The organism is Lysinibacillus sp. NPDC086135 (assembly GCF_044746345.1).
Lineage (GTDB): Bacteria > Bacillota > Bacilli > Bacillales_A > Planococcaceae > Lysinibacillus.
This window is the reverse complement of sequence record NZ_JBIVCA010000011.1, coordinates 123,278-142,970: the sequence shown is the minus strand read 5'-3', so window position 1 is coordinate 142,970 and position 19,693 is coordinate 123,278. Positions and strand designations below refer to the sequence as shown.

The following is a 19,693-nucleotide window of genomic DNA, read 5'->3' as shown; positions in this document are numbered from 1 at the left end:
CTTTCACTTCTTTCAGCAAGTGTTTTTTGTAGCGAAAGCGAAGCGTCAGCTACAGACATTTGGACTTCTGCTGAAAGAAGTTAAAAGAAAAAGCCGGACAGGGCGTTAAATCCTGCCCGACTAATTTGAAAAATAACTTTGATCGTGTTCACAAAGTTGTGAACTAACGTTTTCCATTATTCAAAAGACTCTACTGGCTCTTCTTCTTTTTCTTGCTGTGGTGCAATGTTAAGTGCGTCAGCTGGTTGAAGATCTTCTTCTTCGTCTAAGTCGCGAAGCTCTACCTCTTCATCATTAACTGTTAACATTTTCACATCCATACCAAGAGATTGAAGTTCTTTAATCAATACTTTGAATGATTCAGGAACGCCTGGCTCTGGTACACTTTCACCTTTAACGATTGCTTCGTATGTTTTTACACGACCAACAACGTCATCAGATTTAACTGTTAAGATTTCTTGAAGTGTGTAAGCAGCACCGTATGCTTCAAGTGCCCATACTTCCATCTCACCAAAACGTTGTCCACCGAACTGTGCTTTACCACCAAGCGGCTGTTGAGTAACAAGTGAATAAGGACCTGTTGAACGAGCGTGAAGTTTATCATCAACCATGTGAGCAAGTTTGATCATGTACATGACACCAACTGATACACGGTTATCGAATGGTTCACCTGAACGTCCATCATACAGGATTGTTTTACCATCACGGTTCATGCCCGCTTCTTCCATTGTTTCCCAAACATCTTCCTCGTTGGCACCATCAAATACTGGAGTTGCCATATGAACGCCTAAGTAACGAGAAGCCATACCTAAGTGTAGTTCTAAAACTTGTCCGATGTTCATACGAGAAGGTACACCAAGTGGGTTTAACATGATATCAACAGGAGTACCGTCTGGCATGAATGGCATATCCTCTTCCGGTAAGATACGAGAGATAACCCCTTTGTTACCGTGACGTCCGGCCATTTTGTCCCCTACGCGAATTTTACGTTTTTGAACAATATAAGCACGAACTAATTGGTTAACACCCGGTGGTAATTCATCGCCATCTTCACGGTTAAATACTTTAACGTCAAGAATAATACCGCCAGCACCATGTGGTACACGTAATGAAGTATCACGAACTTCACGAGCTTTTTCACCGAAGATAGCATGTAATAAACGTTCTTCAGCAGTTAATTCTGTAACCCCTTTAGGTGTTACTTTACCTACAAGAATGTCACCATCACGTACTTCTGCACCGATGCGGATAATTCCGCGTTCGTCTAAGTTACGAAGCGCATCTTCCCCAACGTTTGGAATATCACGAGTGATTTCTTCAGGTCCTAATTTTGTATCACGAGACTCTGATTCATATTCTTCAATATGAACAGATGTATAAACATCGTCTTTTACAAGGCGTTCGCTCATGATAACAGCATCCTCATAGTTAAAGCCGTTCCAAGTCATGAACGCAACAAGTACGTTACGACCAAGAGCAAGTTCACCATTTTCCATAGATGGACCATCTGCTAAAATGTCACGAGGTTTCACACGTTCGCCAACTTTTACAAGTGGACGTTGGTTGTATGAAGTACCTTGGTTAGAACGAATGAATTTTTGTAATTTATATTTTGTTAAATCGCCTTTTACCTCTTTACCGTCAACGACTTCAATGCGGCGAACATGGATAGAGCGAGCTTCAACGTGCTCAACAATACCATCATATTTCGCTACTACAGCCGCACCTGAGTCACGCGCATCAACGTGTTCCATACCAGTACCAACGAATGGAGCTTCTGGGTTAAGAAGAGGAACTGCTTGACGTTGCATGTTGGCACCCATAAGTGCACGGTTCGAGTCATCGTTTTCTAAGAACGGGATACATGCAGTCGCAGCTGACACTACTTGTTTAGGAGATACGTCCATGTAGTCCATTTGCGATTTATTAAATACTGTATTGTCCCCACGGAAACGACCTACTACTTCGTCTTTAGCAAATGTACCATCAGGATTTAATAGTGAGTTCGCTTGTGCTACATAGTAGTTATCTTCTTCATCAGCTGTTAAGTAATCAATTTGATCCGTTACTTGACCTGTTTCATGGTCAATACGACGATAAGGTGTTTCAATGAATCCGAATTTATTTACTTTGGCAAATGAAGATAGTGAGTTAATTAAACCAATGTTTGGACCCTCTGGTGTCTCGATTGGACACATACGACCATAGTGAGAATAGTGAACGTCACGTACTTCGAAACCAGCACGCTCACGTGTTAAACCACCAGGTCCTAATGCAGATAGACGACGCTTATGCGTTAACTCTGCCAATGGGTTTGTTTGGTCCATGAATTGTGATAATTGAGAGCTACCAAAGAACTCTTTAATTGACGCAATTACCGGACGAATATTAATTAATTGCTGTGGTACGATCGCAGCTGTATCGTTAATAGACATACGCTCACGCACTACACGTTCCATACGGGATAAACCGATACGGAATTGGTTTTGTAAAAGCTCACCAACAGAGCGTAGACGACGGTTACCTAAGTGGTCGATATCATCTGTTGCCCCTACTTGGTAAAGTAAGTTGAAGAAATAACCTACTGAAGATAATACGTCAGCCGGCGTAATATTCTTCACTTCTTCATCGATGTACGCATTACCAATAATATTGATTTCTTTTTGCGCTTCATCTTTTGGTGCATAAATTTTAATAGACTGGATTGTTACATCGTCTTCAAGTACCCCGCCAACTTGTGATAAAGTGCGGTAACCGATTCCTTTTGATGAATCTTCTAAATACGGTAAGATTTTATCTAAAGTACGACGATCAAGAACTGTACCCTTCTCTACTAAAATTTCGCCTGTTTCTGGGTCTACAAGCGTTTCAGCAATCGTTTGGTTAAATAAACGATTTTTGATATGAAGCTTTTTATTCATTTTGTAGCGACCAACATTCGCTAAATCATAGCGTTTTGCATCGAAGAAACGAGAGTATAATAAACTCTTCGCACTTTCAACTGTTGGTGGCTCACCTGGACGCAAACGTTCATAGATTTCTAAAAGTGCTTTTTCAGTACTTTCAGAGTTATCTTTTTCTAACGTATTACGTAAATACTCGTTATCACCGATAATATCGATAATTTCTTGGTCTGAACCGAAGCCTAATGCACGAAGTAACACTGTTACTGGTAGCTTACGAGTACGATCAATACGCACGTACACTACATCTTTCGCGTCAGTTTCATATTCTAACCAAGCACCACGGTTCGGAATAACTGTCGCTCCGAAACCTTTTTTACCGTTTTTATCAGTTTTATCATGGAAATACACACTTGGTGAACGAACTAATTGTGAAACGATAACACGTTCAGCACCATTGATAATGAACGTACCTGTCTCTGTCATTAATGGGAAGTCACCCATGAAGACATCCTGTTCTTTCACTTCGTCTGTTTCTTTGTTGTAAAGACGTACTTTCACACGTAATGGAGCTGCGTAAGTAACATCTCGCTCTTTACACTCATCAACATCATACTTAGGATCTCCTAATGAATAATCGATGAATTCTAATGAAAGATTGCCTGTAAAGTCCTCGATCGGCGAAATGTCACGGAACATTTCACGTAAACCTTCTTCAAGGAACCACTCGTAAGACGCCGTTTGAATCTCAATCAGATTTGGAAGCTCAAGCACCTCGTTAATACGCGCAAAGCTTCTACGCTGGCGGTGTTGTCCATACTGAACTAGTTGACCTGTCAACTCATTCACCCCTCAATAAAGCGATATTAGGTCTTTGCAAAATCATACAAATAGTGTATGATTTCGAAAGACAAAAAGAAAACGAGTCTTCAAAAAGATCTCATTTTCGGTTAACTAAACTTATCTTGGCAAGTATACCCACATTATAACAATCATATTCAAAAAGGGCATACGACCTCAAAATAATATTTTTGCATTGTATCATGTTATCATAGCCGATTTGTCAAGTCAATAATTTATGCATATTTCACTTATTTTTTCGCGCGTACTATCCAGTACCCTTTTTTCTTCTCCACAACATCGACTTCAGAAAATTTTTCTTCTAAGTAACTTACCGTTGATGGTGCACCTTGCTTCTTCTGTATTACTACCCACAGCTCACCAGATGACACTAACTTATCATAAGCTCCATCGTAAAAGCGGAAAATTGTTTCCTTTCCTGCGCGAATTGGAGGATTGGTTAAAATAGCTGCGGCGTTTACATTATTGTCAACCATCGATAGTCCGTCACTCACAAATATCCGTACATTTTGAACACCGTTTACTTGCGCATTTTTTTGTGAGAGTGCAACAGCACGTTCATTGATATCCATCATAAGAACGGTACGGTCTGGGTTTGTTTTGGCAATCGATAATCCGATTGGTCCGTACCCACACCCCACATCAAAAATCGCACCATCAATATCAGGCATTTGAAAAGCATCTATTAAAACACGGGATCCAAAATCTACTTCGCTTTTACTAAATACACCTGCATCCGTTTCAAAGGAAAACGTATGCCCTAACAACTTAAATGTCCAGTGACGAGGTTTACTCTCGGTTTGAGGCTTACTCGTATAATAGTGATCTGACATTTCCACGCCTCCTCAGAATGAAGAAAAAAGCTCGCCACAATGACGAGCTTCCCTTTTGTTTAAAAGTAATGCGAGATTACTTAACTTCTACAGATGCGCCAACTTCTTCAAGTTTAGCTTTGATTTGTTCAGCTTCATCTTTAGAAACGCCTTCTTTAAGAGCTTTAGGAGCGTTATCTACTACTTCTTTAGCTTCTTTAAGACCTAAACCAGTGATTTCACGAACCACTTTGATTACTTTGATTTTTTCTGCACCAGCAGATGCTAATACTACGTCAAACTCAGTTTTTTCTTCAGCAGCGCCAGCAGCAGCACCTACTACTGCTACAGGAGCGGCAGCTGTTACACCGAATTCTTCTTCGATAGCTTTTACTAAATCGTTTAATTCAAGAACTGTCATAGCTTTGATAGCTTCTAAGATTTGCTCTTTATTCATTATAATTTCCTCCTAATTGGATAATGTTTTATTGTTGCGGTCAGGCCGCGGAAGTTATAGTGCGTATATTACGCGCCTTGTTCTTCTTTTTGTTCTGCAACAGCTTTTGTTGCAAGTGCGAAGTTGCGCACTGGAGCTTGAAGTACAGATAAAAGCATAGAAAGAAGACCTTCGCGTGATGGAAGTTCTGCAAGTGCTTTAACATCTTCAACAGATGAGATTGTACCTTCAATAATACCCGCTTTAATTTCTAAAGCTTCGTTTTTCTTAGCGAACTCGTTGATGATTTTAGCAGGAGCTACAACATCTTCATTCGAGAACGCAATTGCGTTAGGACCAACTAATACGTCATTGATTCCTTCAAGACCAACAGCTTCAGTAGCACGACGTGTTAAAGTGTTTTTGTAAACTTTGAACTCAACGCCAGCTTCACGAAGTTGTTTACGAAGTTCAGTTACTTGCGCAACGTTAAGACCACGGTAATCCACAACTACTACGGAAGCAGCGTTTTGGAATTTCTCAGTAATCTCTTGAACTTGTGCTTGTTTGTTTTCGATAACTTTGCTCATGATGACACCTCCTATTAGAATGGGTCATTTATACCGACAAAAGAAAAGCCTCTGGGTCACATAGACACAGAGGCTGAAAGTCATCATCTTTAAAATAAGATTCCGAATTCCGCTGTCCTCGGTAGGATCATTAAGTGACAAGTCACTCCTACTGTCTACGGTACAAATGGATGATTCACAACAGCAACCATCTTATCATAGATAGACAGCGCCGTCAACAGATTTACATAAAAACTTTAATTATTTTACTACTACACTTGAAGCGTCAACTTTAAGAGCTGGACCCATTGTAGTTGTAACGTTTACAGATTTCATGTAAGTACCTTTAGCTGCAGCAGGTTTAGCTTTTTGCACTACATCAAATACAGTTAAGAAGTTTTCTACTAATTTTTCTGTAGAGAAAGAAACTTTACCGATAGGTGCGTGGATGATACCAGCTTTATCAGCACGGTATTCTACTTTACCAGCTTTAATTTCGTTGATAGCTTTTGTTACATCGAAAGTAACTGTACCAGTTTTAGGGTTTGGCATTAAACCTTTAGGTCCTAATACGCGACCAAGTTTACCAACTTCGCCCATCATGTCAGGAGTTGCAACGATTACATCGAAATCAAACCAACCTTGTTGGATTTTTTGGATGTATTCTGCATCGCCTACATAGTCAGCACCAGCAGCTTCAGCTTCTTTAAGTTTTTCACCTTTAGCGAATACTAATACGCGTTGAGTTTTACCAGTACCGTTTGGTAACACTACTGCACCACGGATTTGTTGGTCGTTTTTACGAGTATCGATTCCTAGACGGAAAGCAACTTCTACAGTAGCGTCGAAGTTCACTGTGCTAGTTTTTTGAGCAAGTTCGATTGCTTCTTGAGCGCCGTATAATGCGTTACGGTCGATTAATTTTGCTGCATCTTGCAGTTTTTTACCTTTTTTAGCCATTATATAATTCCTCCTTGATTGTGGTTATAGCGGATTTTACCTCCCACGAATAAAGGTTGCGCGTTCACAAAGAAACTCCGCAACCTTCCAAAAAACAAATACATCATCAAGTAATGGGATTAGTCTTCGATAACAATACCCATGCTTCGTGCAGTACCTTCAACCATTAACATTGCAGCTTCTACTGAAGCAGCGTTAAGGTCTGGCATTTTAGTTTCAGCGATTTCGCGAACTTTATCACGTTTAACCGTTGCCACTTTTTTACGATTTGGTTCACCAGATCCAGATTGGATACCAGCTGCTACTTTAAGCAGTACTGCTGCAGGTGGAGTTTTTGTAATGAAAGTGAATGAACGGTCCTCGAATACTGAAATTTCAACTGGAATGATAAGACCAGCTTGATCTGCAGTACGCGCGTTGAATTCTTTACAGAATCCCATGATGTTCACACCTGCTTGACCTAATGCAGGACCAACCGGTGGAGCTGGGTTTGCTTTACCAGCAGGGATTTGAAGTTTAACAACTTTAATAACTTTTTTAGCCACGAGACACACCTCCTTAAGTCCGTGATGTGGTAATTGGGTTGCCCCTCCCACTCAATATCTGTCTGTCAGCTAATTGCCGATAACATTAAAATTATCATTGCAGACGTCAAACCAAAGTATGACAATCTGACCTAGAAATGATACCACTTTTAATTTTTTTAAGCAAGTAGTAATTAACAAAATCTGCGACATACGTCTTAGACATATGTACTTTAGTTACTAGAACTACATTTTTTGTATTTGCTCAAAGTCTAGTTCCATAATTGTTTCGCGACCAAACATATCGACAGAAACTTTCACTTTTCCTTTTTCAGTGTCAATTTCTTCAACACGTCCTTGGAAGTGAGCAAAAGGCCCTTCCAATACTTCTACCGCTTCTCCAACAGAAATATCAATCTCGACAATTTTGTCAGTCATTCCCATTTGCTGAAGTAGACGATCCGCTTCTTCAGGTAATAAAGGTGTCGGTTTTGCACCACCACCAGATGAACCGATAAAGCCAGTTACACCTGGCGTATTACGTACAACATACCATGAATCATCTGTCATAATTAGCTCTACTAAAACATAACCAGGGAAAACTTTACGCATCATAGTACGCTTTTTCCCATCCTTCATTTCTGTTTCTTCATGTTCAGGTACAATAACACGGAAAATCTTATCCTGCATACCCATTGTTTCTACACGTTTCTCTAGGTTTGCTTTTACGCGGTTTTCATACCCTGAATACGTATGAACAACATACCAATTTTTCTCCATAACTACTAGGACTCCTCGTCCGTCCCTCCCTTACAAATAAGAGTGAAAATGATTCACGATATGCTAAGTGCATTCTTTACTCTTTTCACAAACTGCTCATTAGAAAAACATAGCTTTCGCTAACAGCTAGCGAAAGCCTGATGATATATACCAAATCTAGCATAGTCATCTATCGCTACCCTCATACTATCCCTAGTAGCATACTAATCATATTGAGAATATTTTATTGCTGTTCACTTCTTCACTTTCGCGCAGATAAACAATGCGTCCGGATTTTCAATTGTGCCCAGGCCTGCAGGATGCAGGTCAGTTAGCCGTTTTCGCAGGACGCGAAGACTTTAGGCTAACATCCTTATATTCATTCCTTTAAAAATCCACGACATCCGCCAGATGCTTTATCTTCAACGAAGATAAAACAAACGAAAAAACCCGTTTATTGTAATGACGGGCTATTTCAGAAGTATTAACATGCTATTTACTAAATTATAACTCTAAGTACCAGCGGAATAATGATGAAATACCTAAGTCTACTAACACAAAAAATAAAGCCATAATTACAACAGTTGAAATTACAACGACTGTATATTTCGTCAGTTCTTTACTTTTTGGCCAGCTTGTTTTGCGCATTTCCGACATTACATTGCTGAAAAAGCCTTTAATCTTGCCCATTCTAGCCTAACCTCCGAATCAATCATATCTGTCTATTTACAAATTATTTTATAGCGTTTGTTTATGCACTGTATGTTCATTGCAATGCGAGCAAAATTTCTTTAATTCGAGGCGTACAGTTGTATCTTCCTTAGCTGGAAACGTATAATTTCTCGATCCGCATTTTTCGCAATTTAGAACGACTTTTTTTGCCATATAATCACCTTTTCGGCACTTTGTCTTTTCAAGACTAACACCTATATTTGTCAATGTCAATAAAGGCATACAACCGCTAAGACATTTCTTCAAGAACTAAATGTCGCTCTAATTTACGCTTTACTCGTTGCAAAGCATTGTCAATAGACTTCACATGGCGATTTAATTTCTCAGAAATTTCATGGTAAGATTGCCCGTCTAAGTAAAGCGCTAACACTTGTAGCTCTAATTCACTTAAAATCTCACCCATCTTTTCTTCTAAGTAGCCAAACTCTTCTCTATGAATCATTAATTCTTCCGGATCATCCATAATAGCACCGGTTAACACATCCATTAATGTACGGTCTGACTCTTCATCAAAAATAGGCTTGTCCAAAGAAACATAAGAATTTAGTGGTATATGCTTTTGTCTTGTAGCTGTTTTAATAGCCGTAATAATTTGTCTCGTAATACATAATTCAGCAAAAGCTCGAAAAGAAGCAAGCTTATCTCCCTTAAAATCACGAATAGCTTTATACAAACCAATCATGCCCTCTTGCACAATGTCTTCTTTATCTGCACCAATTAAAAAATAAGATCTAGCCTTCGCTCTCACTAACAAACGGTATTTCGTAATTAAATAATCCAACGCATCTGTATTACCTTGATGCACCATTTCAATAAGTTCTTCATCATTGAATCGTTCAAAATCTTGTGTCACTTGTACAATACTATTTTTAAACATGGTATCACCTCAGCCACAACAGATAATTAGGAACAGTATAACGGAATTGGAAAATACGAGTCAATCAATCATTTCAAACCACGCCGCCATTTTTCGAAGGCCAAAGCAACATCAGGCTTTAGCGCTATGCGAGAAGGCGGCTTGCTATCCTGTTTTTGTTTCACATCATGAGAAATTTTATGTTGGATAATACCCATCTCAATTTCTAGCTCTCTCGCCGACTTTCGGAGAGCACCATTACCAAAAATAACATTTTGCTCTGCCATATCAGAGGTTGCTACGTGAATCTGTACATTTCTAGCTTTTAGTTCGTGTGTCATTTTTTCGATACGTTCATCTGCTGTTTCGTTTTTCCGTGTATAAATGACTTCGACATCATTTTCTAAATAAGTTTGCTCCACACCCGATACAAGATGTGCGTCAAAAACTATAATTACGCGCCACCCTATAGCTGCCTTATACTCAGCCATAAGCTCAATTAATCTCCTACGGGCATCTTCAAAATTAGTATCACGTAATGGTCGAAGCTCTTTCCAAGCTCCTATCATATTATAGCCGTCAACAAGCAAAATGTTGTTCATCGTCAATCATTCGCTTCTTGACGTTTACGATACACTTCGTACATTAAAAGTGCAGCAGCTACTGATGCATTTAGTGATGTGACATGCCCAATCATCGGTAAATGATATAAAAAGTCACATTTCTCTTTTAATAAGCGGCCCATCCCTTTACCTTCACTACCAATAATAATCGCAAGTGGCAATGTTGCATCCATTTTACGATAGTCTGCAGAACCTTTTGCATCTGTACCCGCAATCCAAACTCCTCGCTCTTTCAGCTCATCTACCGTCTGCGCTAGGTTATTAACTCGCACGACAGGTACATGCTCAATTGCTCCCGTTGATGACTTTGCCACTACAGCTGTCAAACTCACAGAACGGCGCTTCGGAATAATAATACCATGCGCACCTATCGCATCAGCAGTTCGCATAATAGAGCCTAGATTATGAGGGTCTTCTAGCTCATCTAAAATTAAAAAGAATGGATCTTCTTGTTTTTTTGCCGCTACAGCAAATAAATCCTCTAGCTCTGCATATCTATATGCTGCAACAGAGGCAACTATTCCTTGGTGATTGGCATCTGATAATTGATCCACCTTTTTTTTCGGGACAAATTGAACGATGATGCCACGTTCTCGAGCTAAATCTAGAAGTTCATTAACACCTGATTTTTTCACACCTTCTGCAATCCATACTTTATTCATATCGCGGCCTGAACGAAGTGCTTCTAACACTGGGTTTTTACCGGCAATAATTTCACCATTTTGCTCTGCCATTAATTCGACACTCCTTTTGATTCCTCGATAATTTGAATAGCGTATGCAATGATTGCATAAACGCGTTCTAATTCATTTAATAAATACAAACTACCAAGCACAGCCTCAAAGCCTGAACTATTACGGTATGTTTGAACATCTGTATTTTTGGGCACAGAGCCGGATTTGGCATTGCGTCCACGACGGAACACAGCCAACTCCACCTCTGTTAAAAAGCCTTCATCCATCATTCGATGTACAATCATAGATTGTGCTTTCGCTGATACGTAACGTGTTGCTTCTCTATGAAGTGTGTTAGGTTTGACACGGCCAGCACGTAGTAAATGCTCTCGTATCTTTTGTTCTAAAACTGCGTCTCCCATATAGGCTAACGCTAATGCATTCAATTGCTTAACATCTTCGTTGCGGAGTTTATCCAAGTTACTTACCCTCGTTTCCATCTAGTTCCTTGTCGCGTATCTTCTAAAATGATACCTTGCGCTTGCAAATGGTCACGAATTTCATCCGAACGAGCAAAATCACGATTTTTACGTGCATCTACACGTTCCTGTAACAGTGCTTCAATTTCTTCGTCTAATAGCTCTTCTTCTTTTGCAAATTCAATACCTAAGACGTCACCTAACACCTCAAAAGTTTCAGTAAAACTTACTAATACTTTTTCATCAGTATTCGTTTCATTTAGATAAATATTTGCGATACGCGCTAATTCGAATAATACAGAAATGGCATTGGCTGTATTAAAGTCATCATCCATCGCTTCTTCAAAGTGAGCTTTTTGTTCAGCAATTTTTCCAAGCCATTCTGCTGAGTGATCACCTAAGTTCGCAGTTGCTGTTAAACGGTGTTTCACATTGTTGTAGGCAGTACGAATTCGTTCTAACCCATTTGCGGCTGCATCTACTAAATCCTTCGCAAAGTTAATCGGATGACGATAATGCACAGAAAGCATAAAGAAGCGTAAAACTTGTGGGTCGATTTGTTTACGAATATCATTAACGAGTATAAAATTACCAAGGGATTTGGACATTTTTTCATTATCAATATTAATATACCCATTGTGCATCCAGTAACGCGCAAATGTTTTATCATTATGAGCTTCAGATTGTGCAATTTCATTTTCATGATGCGGGAATGTTAAATCTTGCCCACCAGCATGAATATCAATAGTATCTCCTAAATGCTCACGTGCCATTACGGAGCACTCAATATGCCAACCCGGACGTCCTTTGCCCCAAGGACTTTCCCAGTAAATTTCACCTGGCTTTACAGCTTTCCATAGAGCGAAATCTAACGCATCATCTTTTTTCTCGCCTGCTTCTATACGAGCACCAATTTTTAAATCATCCACCGATTGGTGAGATAATTTACCGTAACCATTAAATTTTCGAGTTCGGTAATAGACATCACCAGCTGATTCATAAGCATAACCCTTATCGACTAAAACTTGAATAAATTGAATGATATCATCCATATGCTCTGTTACACGCGGATGTACATCTGCTTTCTTACAACCTAGCGCTGAAACATCTTCAAAGTATGCGGCAATAAAGCGCTCCGTTAATTCATGAACTTCTTCTCCAAGTTCATTTGCAGCCTTAATAATTTTGTCGTCCACATCTGTAAAATTTGAAACAAATTTTACATCATAGCCTTTGTATTGGAAATAACGACGTACTGTATCGTAGACAATTACAGGACGTGAATTTCCAATATGAATGTAGTTATAAACTGTCGGACCGCAAACGTACATTTTTACTTTGCCTTCTTCCAACGGCACGAAAGTTTCCTTTTGTCGTGTTAATGAGTTGAAAATTTGAATACTCATTGTGTTTCTCTCTCCTTTTGTAAGCGTTCGATTTCTTGATTCAATGCTGCAATCTGCTTCTCGAAAGCTTGACAACGTTCTTCTACAGGGTCAGGTATATTTTGGTGGTCTAGTTTTTTCTCTAGACGAACTCCATCCTTAATCACTATTTTACCAGGAATGCCGACAACTGTAGCATTTGGCGGCACTTCTTTTAAGACAACTGAACCTGCACCAATTTTACTATTTTCGCCAATTGTAATAGAACCTAACACTTTTGCACCTGTCGCAACTAGTACATTATCCTCTAACGTCGGATGGCGTTTCCCCTTTTCTTTTCCTGTACCACCTAAAGTTACACCTTGATACAACGTTACATTATCACCAATCTCACATGTTTCACCAATTACAACGCCCATCCCATGGTCAATAAAGAAACGTCGACCGATTTTCGCTCCAGGATGAATTTCAATTCCAGTAAAGAAGCGACTAATTTGTGAAATGGCACGGGCTATAAAATAAAACCGCTTTTTAAAGAACCAATGGGCAACTCGATGTGACCAAGTAGCGTGCAAACCTGAGTATGTTAATATAACTTCGAATACACTACGCGCCGCTGGATCATTCTCAAAAATTGTTTCTACATCTTCCTTCATTCTTTTAAACACAAAAGCTCCCCCTTTTCGTTTTGATCTGCTTTAATTCCACACAACCACTTGCATCCCTGGCCATTGAAATATTATAGCTGACGTTGATCTCACCGCAGAGTCAGTGAAGTAGAATCCGGCGCATCCATCGCTTCAAGTCACCTGTCCAGAAAATAAAAAAGCGCCCCTATCATCCCAAAAAGGAATGACAGAGACGCTAAATTTGCGCGGTTCCACTCTGATTGAAGGCGTATGCCTTCCACTCTGGACGTTCTGTAACGGGAACGAATCGATAAAGCCTACTAGTTGTTCAGCTTTATGCTCAAAGGTGCATTTCAGTTTTGCCTAGGCTCAGACCACTTGCAGCCGGTGATGGTCCTCTCTTTGGAGCATGCGCCACTTACTTCTCCTTATCAACGCTTTCTCAATGTAAATACATTTTACAACGAACTAATAAATTGTCAATCAATTTCTACTTATTGTGCAAATTTTTCTACACGGCCAATTGTTTTCTGTTTGCCAATTAAGCAAATCGCGTTAGGTAGTTCTGGACCATGCGTTTCACCTGTTGTTACGACACGGATTGGCATAAATAGATTTTTACCTTTGTGACCTGTTTCTTTTTGAACAGCTTTAATAGCCGCTTTGACAGCTTCAGGCGTAAATTCTTCTAAACCTTCAAGTTGTGCTTTAAATGCAGCCATTACCTCAGGTACTTGCTCACCTGCTAAAACTGCTTTTGCTTCTTCATCATATTCAATATGATCGTTAAAGAATAGGCGAGATAGTTCTACAATTTCAGCACCAAAGCTCATTTGATCATGATAAAGTGCGATTAAATCTGTAGCCCATGCACGTTCTTCTTCTGTTAACTCTTCTGGTAATAAACCAGCTTTTTGTAAGTGCGGTAAAGATAATACCACTACTTCTTCTAAAGATAATTTTTTAATGTATTGGTTATTCATCCAAGTAAGCTTTTGTTTATCAAACATAGATGGTGATTTTGAAAGACGTTTTTCATCAAAGATTTTAATAAATTCCTCTTTTGAGAAAATCTCTTCTTCTCCTTCAGGAGACCAACCAAGTAATGCGAAGAAGTTGAACATCGCTTCAGGTAAGTAGCCTAAATCTTTATATTGTGTGACGAATTGAATAATGGATTCATCACGTTTTGATAATTTTTTGCGGTTTTCATTAATGATTAATGTCATATGACCAAAGCGTGGATATTCCCAGCCGAATGCATCAAAGATCATCATTTGTTTTGGTGTATTCGATAAATGCTCTTCACCACGGAATACATGCGAAATTTCCATAAAGTGATCATCTAGCACTACCGCATAGTTATACGTAGGGATACCGTTCGCTTTTACAAGAACCCAGTCACCAATATCTTTTGACTCAAACGCTACTTGTCCACGTACTAAGTCTTCAAATTTATATGTTACATTTTCAGGTACGCGCATACGAATTGTATATTGTTCACCAGCAGCTTCTTTAGCCGCAACTTCCTCTGCTGATAAATGACGACAAGTACCATCATAAGTTGGAGCTGCAACACCTCGTGCTTTTTGTTCTTCACGAGACGCTTCTAATTTCTCAGAAGAACAGAAGCATTTGTAAGCCAAACCTTGCTCTAGTAGCTTCTCAGCGTGTTCTTTATAAATATCAAGACGTTCCATTTGACGGTAAGGTGCATATGGTCCACCAATATCGATCGACTCATCATACTCTATACCTAACCATTTTAAATTATCTAGCTGAGATGCTTCTCCGCCCTCTACATTACGCTCAATATCTGTATCCTCAATACGTACGATGAATTTACCGTTATGATGTTTTGCATATAAATAGTTAAATAACGCTGTACGCGCTCCACCGATATGTAAGAAACCAGTAGGGGATGGCGCGTAACGAACACGAACTTCTTTCGCCATAATTAAAAGCCTCCTAAATTTTCGATCAAAAAATTGACTTTGTTCATTTTACCACTCTGTTACAGGAAATAAAAGCGCTTTAGAGCCTGCTTTTATTTCTTAATCAATAGGATTGTCGCCATCGCAGCAATCCCTTCCTCGCGACCTGTAAAACCTAAACGCTCAGTTGTTGTTGCTTTTACATTCACTTGAGAAGGCTCTGCATGAAGCAATTCAGCAATACGATTTTGCATTTGTTGAATATACGGCGCCATTTTCGGACGCTGTGCCATAATCGTACAATCCACATTACCTAGAACATAGCCCTTATCCTCAACAATATTCCAAATATACTCTAATAATTTCGCTGAATCAGCATCCTTGAACGCGGGATCTGTATCTGGGAAATGACGACCGATATCTCCCTCACCAATTGCCCCTAACGCTGCATCTGTTACAGTGTGCAATAAAACATCAGCGTCGGAATGCCCTACTAACCCTTTTTCATGAGGAATTGTTATACCACCAATAATTAAAGGACGTCCTTCTTCAAATGCATGCACGTCAAATCCTTGTCCCACTCGAAACATATGATTTTGAAACTGTCTAATAAGATAAATAAAACAGGAAAATCCACCAACTGAAGCTCATTCACTTCAAAAAATATGCAGACTTAAAAAGCTTCTACTCAGCTTATAAGGCAGCCTCATTCACCTTCCTTCACTTATATATTTACTCTATATTATACCCTCACATTTTAACATATTTCCTAGGAAATTGAGTCGGTAGTGAACAGTACTGTGAATTAACATCAAAATATAGCAAAATGTAAAATCTCATCAGCAAATTATAATGCTGATGAGATTTTTAGTTTGTTATTATAATTTTTTTAAAGCACGTTTACGCAATATCGCTTCACCGAAAACTAAATCCTCTTGCGTCGTCATCTTTACATTCTCGTAGCTACTTTCCACAATATGCACCTCATGTCCGAGACGCTCAACAAGCATTGCTTCATCTGTGCCAAGGAAGCCTACCTTCTCAGCTACATCCTCTGCCTCTACAATCAAATCAAATTGAAATGCTTGTGGGGTTTGAATCATCCATAAGCTTTCTCGATCAATAGTCTCTTCAATAACACCATCGCGCACTTTTTTCATCGTATCCTTCGCACGAACACCCGCAATCGCAGCGCCAAAGTTATACGCACTTTGTACAAGATTCGCAATAATATCATGCGTAATAAACGGACGCGCAGCATCATGCACAAGCACAATACCAACCTGCTTCATTTCTTTCATGCACGAATGGACGGAATGCTGTCGTTCTGCACCACCATCAGGTAAACCTTTAACTTTAGTAATTCCATACCTCTCTAGCATTTCTTGAATAAATATACGCTCTTCCGGCTTCACTGCAAGCCAAATACCTGTACACTGGCTATCCTGTTCAAAAACCTCTAGTGTGTGTATGAGGATTGGTTTTTCTAAAAGATTTAAAAACAACTTATTTTGCCCTGCACCCATTCGCTTTCCGCTTCCCGCAGCAGGTAACACTACTTCATATTGCACATTTCCCACTTCCTAGTCATCCTTTGGTTTAGCAAAAATCATACGACCCGCTGATGTTTGAAGAACACTCGTTACGGTTACTGTAATTGCCTGTCCTATATAGCTACGTCCCCCTTCAACAACGATCATTGTGCCGTCATCTAAATAGGCAACCCCTTGATTATGCTCTTTGCCATCTTTAATGACCATCACTTGCATATCCTCACCTGGAATAACGACAGGCTTTACTGCATTTGCTAAATCATTAATATTCAGCACTTTAACGTGGTGGAGCTCACAAACTTTGTTCAGGTTAAAGTCGTTCGTAACAATTTGTGTATCGTGCCCCATTTTCTTTGCAAGGCGTACTAGTTTTAAATCAACCTCTTGCACATCCTCAAAGTCCTCTTCAGTAATCTGTACCTTCGTCATACGTTCATCTTGTAATTTCTTCAAAATATCTAAGCCACGGCGACCTCTTGTACGCTTTAATGTATCCGAAGAATCAGCAATATGCTGAAGCTCAGTAAGGACAAATTGAGGTACAACTAGAGTACCTTCTATAAAGCCTGTTTCAGAAATATCTGCAATACGACCATCAATAATAACACTAGTATCTAACAGTTTATAGCTTCCTCGCGCTTCTTGAGGCTCTACACCTTCCGTTAATTTTTTCTTCGCATTATTACCACGTAACGTAAATAGCTGGATTAATTCATCTCGCTTTTTAAAGCCTACACGGAACCCTAAATAGCCGAGCACAAATGACAGTATTATTGGTAAAACCTTTGTAAATTTCGGTAAATCCATACTATCAATTGCAAATCCTAAGAAATAAGCAACGATTAGTCCGATAATAAGGCCAAGTGTACCAAATAATAAATCCCCAACAGGTACTTTAAATAGCACCTCTTCCATCCAACTAAGAAGCCTTACGAAGTAATCTGAAAAGGCAAACGATAGTGTAAACAGTAAAAGCGCTCCTAAAGCTACTGATACGTAGGGATTATCAAGCCAAGGATTAGATGATAAATGAAGCAATTCGTATAATGGCGGTAAGAAAACAAGGCCTAATGCTCCTCCAATCAGTAAAAAAGCAATTTGAACAAATTTTTTCATAAACTGTCACCTCCCATTTTTAATATATAATTATACATAGTTTACTGTAGAAAATCTTTTATGAACCCATCAAAGTATCATTAATATCTCTTCTTGTGATCGACCATTTCGATTCTAATGAAAGAGGAAAATCAATTATTGAAATCCTTCACACTCAAATTAGAAATGCTTAAGCATCTGCTGGACATTAAAGAAGCCTTTTCACAGACGTTATCTTAGACGCCGTTTCCCCCCTTAGAGTTTCCTACCTTCTATCTATGAATTACAAAAGCTTGCAAATCAATTATGCCTCGGCATAATTGCGTCCGGAATCGGCTTTGTGCATGCACAAAGAACTCCTTGCCGATTTCCGTGACATCCGCCGGAGGCTTTAATTTACTTCAGCGGGTGTTTGTACACCCGCTGAAATAAATTAAAAGTGCATGTCAGAACATTGTCCAACATGCACAAGCTTCTTTATAGCTCTCTAAAGCAAGCATTCAATGCATCCTTTATCGTTTCCACACCAACTATCTCAATACCTTGTGGGAAATCCCATCCACCTATATTCGAAGCCGGTATGAAGGCCCGTTTAAATCCGAGCTTTGCTGCCTCAATCACACGTTGTTCAATACGAGATACACGACGCACCTCGCCTGTCAAACCTACTTCCCCAATCAAGCAGTCCGTTGCTCTGACAGCTTGATCCTTAAAACTTGAAACGATGCTTGTCAACACCGCTAAATCAATTGCAGGCTCATCAAGTTTCACGCCGCCAGCAACTTTAATATATGCATCTTGAGCCTGTAACATGAGGCCCATTCTCTTTTCAAGAACAGCCATAAGCAGTTGTACACGGTTTTGATCGACACCTGTTGCCATTCGTTTTGGATAATTAAAACTTGTTGGTGTTACAAGTGACTGAATTTCAACTAGAATTGGCCGTGTACCTTCCATTGAGGCTACGATTGTTGACCCTGCCGCTCCCTGTGAACGCTCCTGTAAGAACAACTCAGACGGGTTTAACACTTCCTTTAAGCCCCCCTGAAGCATTTCAAAGATAGCAATTTCATTCGTAGAGCCAAAACGGTTTTTTTGGCTGCGTAAAATACGGTGATTATGATGTCGTTCTCCTTCAAAATACAATACCGTATCAACCATATGCTCCAATATACGTGGCCCTGCAATTTGTCCCTCTTTTGTTACATGTCCAACTAAGAAAATTGCAATTCCCTTTGTTTTTGCAATTCGCATAAGTTCTGCTGTACATTCACGCACTTGTGATACACTACCAGGTGCACTCGTTACCTCCGGATGAAAAACAGTTTGAATAGAATCGACAATAACAAACTTTGGCTGCACATCGTCAATGGTCTGATTTAAAAACTCTAAATTCGTCTCAGAATATATATACAGCTCCTGTGATACCACCCCTAAACGTTCTGCACGTAGCTTTGTTTGACGGATGGATTCCTCACCAGAAATATAAAGCACACGATGCCCTTTATTCGAAAGCAACGCAGATACTTGTAATAACAACGTCGACTTCCCAATCCCAGGATCTCCCCCAATTAATACAAGAGAACCCGGCACGATGCCTCCACCTAACACTCGGTTAAGCTCACCCATTTCTGTTGCAACTCGTGATTCCTCAGCTGCTTCAATTTGCATAATAGGGAGAGCCTTTTGGGTAACCGTAGCAGAATGTTGGAATGCACCACGTGGCCCTTTCGCGACCACCTCCACCTCTTCAACCATCTTATTCCATTCCCCACACCCTGGACATCTTCCCATCCATTTTGCGGATTCATAGCCGCAGCTTGAGCATACAAATTTTGTTTTTTTCTTCGCCAAAATGCATCCACCTCGAATATTTGTTCTTATATATATTGTACATCAATTTAAGCCT

General features: G+C 39.6%; 20 protein-coding genes and 2 other annotated features. All 20 genes read right to left on the bottom strand.

From position 1 onward, the window contains the following. Window positions 1-176 precede the first annotated feature (176 nt). The 20 genes from rpoB to radA all read right to left on the bottom strand — a co-directional run bounded on the left by rpoB (window position 177) and on the right by radA (window position 19,638). On the bottom strand, window positions 177-3,752 hold the full coding sequence (gene rpoB / locus ACIPKN_RS15645; RefSeq protein WP_185903523.1) for a DNA-directed RNA polymerase subunit beta: 3,576 nt from the start codon (window positions 3,750-3,752) through the stop codon (window positions 177-179). Window positions 3,753-3,994: 242 nt separating this feature from the next. After that, a complete protein-coding gene (locus ACIPKN_RS15640; protein WP_142509908.1) occupies window positions 3,995-4,597 on the bottom strand; it encodes a class I SAM-dependent methyltransferase in 603 nt (200 codons plus the stop codon). 76 nt (window positions 4,598-4,673) lie between these two features. Further along, a complete protein-coding gene (gene rplL / locus ACIPKN_RS15635; protein WP_132362671.1) occupies window positions 4,674-5,033 on the bottom strand; it encodes a 50S ribosomal protein L7/L12 in 360 nt (119 codons plus the stop codon). 68 nt (window positions 5,034-5,101) lie between these two features. Beyond that, a complete protein-coding gene (gene rplJ, locus ACIPKN_RS15630) occupies window positions 5,102-5,602 on the bottom strand; it encodes a 50S ribosomal protein L10 (protein WP_134022296.1) in 501 nt (166 codons plus the stop codon). Window positions 5,603-5,634: 32 nt separating this feature from the next. Beyond that, window positions 5,635-5,781: a sequence feature (ribosomal protein L10 leader region), on the bottom strand. Window positions 5,782-5,842: 61 nt separating this feature from the next. Further along, window positions 5,843-6,541: a 50S ribosomal protein L1 gene (gene rplA / locus ACIPKN_RS15625; protein WP_142509909.1), complete on the bottom strand. Its 699-nt coding sequence runs from the start codon at window positions 6,539-6,541 to the stop codon at window positions 5,843-5,845. A gap of 119 nt (window positions 6,542-6,660) precedes the next feature. Then, entirely contained in the window at window positions 6,661-7,086 is a 426-nt protein-coding gene (gene rplK / locus ACIPKN_RS15620) for a 50S ribosomal protein L11 (protein WP_004233593.1), read from the bottom strand. Between the two features lie 225 nt (window positions 7,087-7,311). Beyond that, the gene (gene nusG / locus ACIPKN_RS15615; RefSeq protein ID WP_049662801.1) at window positions 7,312-7,845 is read right to left on the bottom strand and encodes a transcription termination/antitermination protein NusG; all 534 of its coding nucleotides are present in this window, start codon (window positions 7,843-7,845) and stop codon (window positions 7,312-7,314) included. A 483-nt stretch (window positions 7,846-8,328) separates the two neighbouring features. Further along, the gene (gene secE / locus ACIPKN_RS15610) at window positions 8,329-8,514 is read right to left on the bottom strand and encodes a preprotein translocase subunit SecE (protein WP_053596042.1); all 186 of its coding nucleotides are present in this window, start codon (window positions 8,512-8,514) and stop codon (window positions 8,329-8,331) included. Window positions 8,515-8,562: 48 nt separating this feature from the next. Next, window positions 8,563-8,709 (bottom strand): 50S ribosomal protein L33, encoded by a 147-nt coding sequence (gene rpmG, locus ACIPKN_RS15605; RefSeq protein ID WP_132362667.1) that lies wholly within the window; start codon window positions 8,707-8,709, stop codon window positions 8,563-8,565. A gap of 76 nt (window positions 8,710-8,785) precedes the next feature. Next, window positions 8,786-9,433: an RNA polymerase sporulation sigma factor SigH gene (gene sigH, locus ACIPKN_RS15600; RefSeq protein WP_049662792.1), complete on the bottom strand. Its 648-nt coding sequence runs from the start codon at window positions 9,431-9,433 to the stop codon at window positions 8,786-8,788. Between the two features lie 68 nt (window positions 9,434-9,501). Next, window positions 9,502-10,014 carry an NYN domain-containing protein gene (locus ACIPKN_RS15595; RefSeq protein ID WP_142509910.1) on the bottom strand — a complete coding sequence of 171 codons (513 nt, stop codon included), beginning with the start codon at window positions 10,012-10,014 and terminating at the stop codon, window positions 9,502-9,504. Window positions 10,015-10,016: 2 nt separating this feature from the next. Next, complete coding sequence (gene rlmB / locus ACIPKN_RS15590; RefSeq protein WP_142509911.1) at window positions 10,017-10,769, bottom strand: 23S rRNA (guanosine(2251)-2'-O)-methyltransferase RlmB; 753 nt, start codon at window positions 10,767-10,769, stop codon at window positions 10,017-10,019. Continuing rightward, on the bottom strand, window positions 10,769-11,188 hold the full coding sequence (locus ACIPKN_RS15585) for a Mini-ribonuclease 3 (protein WP_483869529.1): 420 nt from the start codon (window positions 11,186-11,188) through the stop codon (window positions 10,769-10,771). The genes rlmB and ACIPKN_RS15585 overlap by 1 nt, the downstream gene beginning before the upstream one ends. Before the next feature lie 5 nt (window positions 11,189-11,193). Next, the gene (gene cysS, locus ACIPKN_RS15580) at window positions 11,194-12,594 is read right to left on the bottom strand and encodes a cysteine--tRNA ligase (protein WP_400937655.1); all 1,401 of its coding nucleotides are present in this window, start codon (window positions 12,592-12,594) and stop codon (window positions 11,194-11,196) included. Next, window positions 12,591-13,241, bottom strand: coding sequence for a serine O-acetyltransferase EpsC (gene epsC, locus ACIPKN_RS15575; protein ID WP_142509913.1), 651 nt, complete (start codon window positions 13,239-13,241; stop codon window positions 12,591-12,593). Before epsC ends, cysS begins: the two co-directional genes overlap by 4 nt. 186 nt (window positions 13,242-13,427) lie before the next feature. Continuing rightward, window positions 13,428-13,646, bottom strand: a binding site (T-box leader). A 50-nt stretch (window positions 13,647-13,696) separates the two neighbouring features. Next, entirely contained in the window at window positions 13,697-15,157 is a 1,461-nt protein-coding gene (gltX, locus tag ACIPKN_RS15570; RefSeq protein ID WP_400937652.1) for a glutamate--tRNA ligase, read from the bottom strand. A gap of 92 nt (window positions 15,158-15,249) precedes the next feature. Beyond that, window positions 15,250-15,726 carry a 2-C-methyl-D-erythritol 2,4-cyclodiphosphate synthase gene (ispF, locus tag ACIPKN_RS15565; RefSeq protein ID WP_400937650.1) on the bottom strand — a complete coding sequence of 159 codons (477 nt, stop codon included), beginning with the start codon at window positions 15,724-15,726 and terminating at the stop codon, window positions 15,250-15,252. A gap of 288 nt (window positions 15,727-16,014) precedes the next feature. Continuing rightward, window positions 16,015-16,707, bottom strand: coding sequence for a 2-C-methyl-D-erythritol 4-phosphate cytidylyltransferase (gene ispD, locus ACIPKN_RS15560; RefSeq protein ID WP_142509944.1), 693 nt, complete (start codon window positions 16,705-16,707; stop codon window positions 16,015-16,017). A 12-nt stretch (window positions 16,708-16,719) separates the two neighbouring features. Then, complete coding sequence (locus ACIPKN_RS15555) at window positions 16,720-17,805, bottom strand: PIN/TRAM domain-containing protein (protein WP_142509916.1); 1,086 nt, start codon at window positions 17,803-17,805, stop codon at window positions 16,720-16,722. Window positions 17,806-18,261: 456 nt separating this feature from the next. Continuing rightward, on the bottom strand, window positions 18,262-19,638 hold the full coding sequence (gene radA, locus ACIPKN_RS15550; RefSeq protein ID WP_400937648.1) for a DNA repair protein RadA: 1,377 nt from the start codon (window positions 19,636-19,638) through the stop codon (window positions 18,262-18,264). Window positions 19,639-19,693 lie beyond the last annotated feature (55 nt).

What these genes read in the sequence shown, in the direction of transcription:
- secE (WP_053596042.1), bottom strand. Translation starts at nt 8,514, where the DNA reads ATGGGCAAGATTAAAGGCTTTTTCAGCAATGTAATGTCGGAAATGCGC.
- sigH (WP_049662792.1), bottom strand. Translation starts at nt 9,433, where the DNA reads ATGTTTAAAAATAGTATTGTACAAGTGACACAAGATTTTGAACGATTC.
- rplL (WP_132362671.1), bottom strand. Translation starts at nt 5,033, where the DNA reads ATGAATAAAGAGCAAATCTTAGAAGCTATCAAAGCTATGACAGTTCTT.
- rpmG (WP_132362667.1), bottom strand. Translation starts at nt 8,709, where the DNA reads ATGGCAAAAAAAGTCGTTCTAAATTGCGAAAAATGCGGATCGAGAAAT.
- rlmB (WP_142509911.1), bottom strand. Translation starts at nt 10,769, where the DNA reads ATGGCAGAGCAAAATGGTGAAATTATTGCCGGTAAAAACCCAGTGTTA.
- ispF (WP_400937650.1), bottom strand. Translation starts at nt 15,726, where the DNA reads ATGTTTCGAGTGGGACAAGGATTTGACGTGCATGCATTTGAAGAAGGA.
- nusG (WP_049662801.1), bottom strand. Translation starts at nt 7,845, where the DNA reads ATGGAGAAAAATTGGTATGTTGTTCATACGTATTCAGGGTATGAAAAC.
- rplJ (WP_134022296.1), bottom strand. Translation starts at nt 5,602, where the DNA reads ATGAGCAAAGTTATCGAAAACAAACAAGCACAAGTTCAAGAGATTACT.
- ACIPKN_RS15595 (WP_142509910.1), bottom strand. Translation starts at nt 10,014, where the DNA reads ATGAACAACATTTTGCTTGTTGACGGCTATAATATGATAGGAGCTTGG.
- cysS (WP_400937655.1), bottom strand. Translation starts at nt 12,594, where the DNA reads ATGAGTATTCAAATTTTCAACTCATTAACACGACAAAAGGAAACTTTC.
- rplA (WP_142509909.1), bottom strand. Translation starts at nt 6,541, where the DNA reads ATGGCTAAAAAAGGTAAAAAACTGCAAGATGCAGCAAAATTAATCGAC.
- ACIPKN_RS15640 (WP_142509908.1), bottom strand. Translation starts at nt 4,597, where the DNA reads ATGTCAGATCACTATTATACGAGTAAGCCTCAAACCGAGAGTAAACCT.
- gltX (WP_400937652.1), bottom strand. Translation starts at nt 15,157, where the DNA reads ATGGCGAAAGAAGTTCGTGTTCGTTACGCGCCATCCCCTACTGGTTTC.
- ACIPKN_RS15555 (WP_142509916.1), bottom strand. Translation starts at nt 17,805, where the DNA reads ATGAAAAAATTTGTTCAAATTGCTTTTTTACTGATTGGAGGAGCATTA.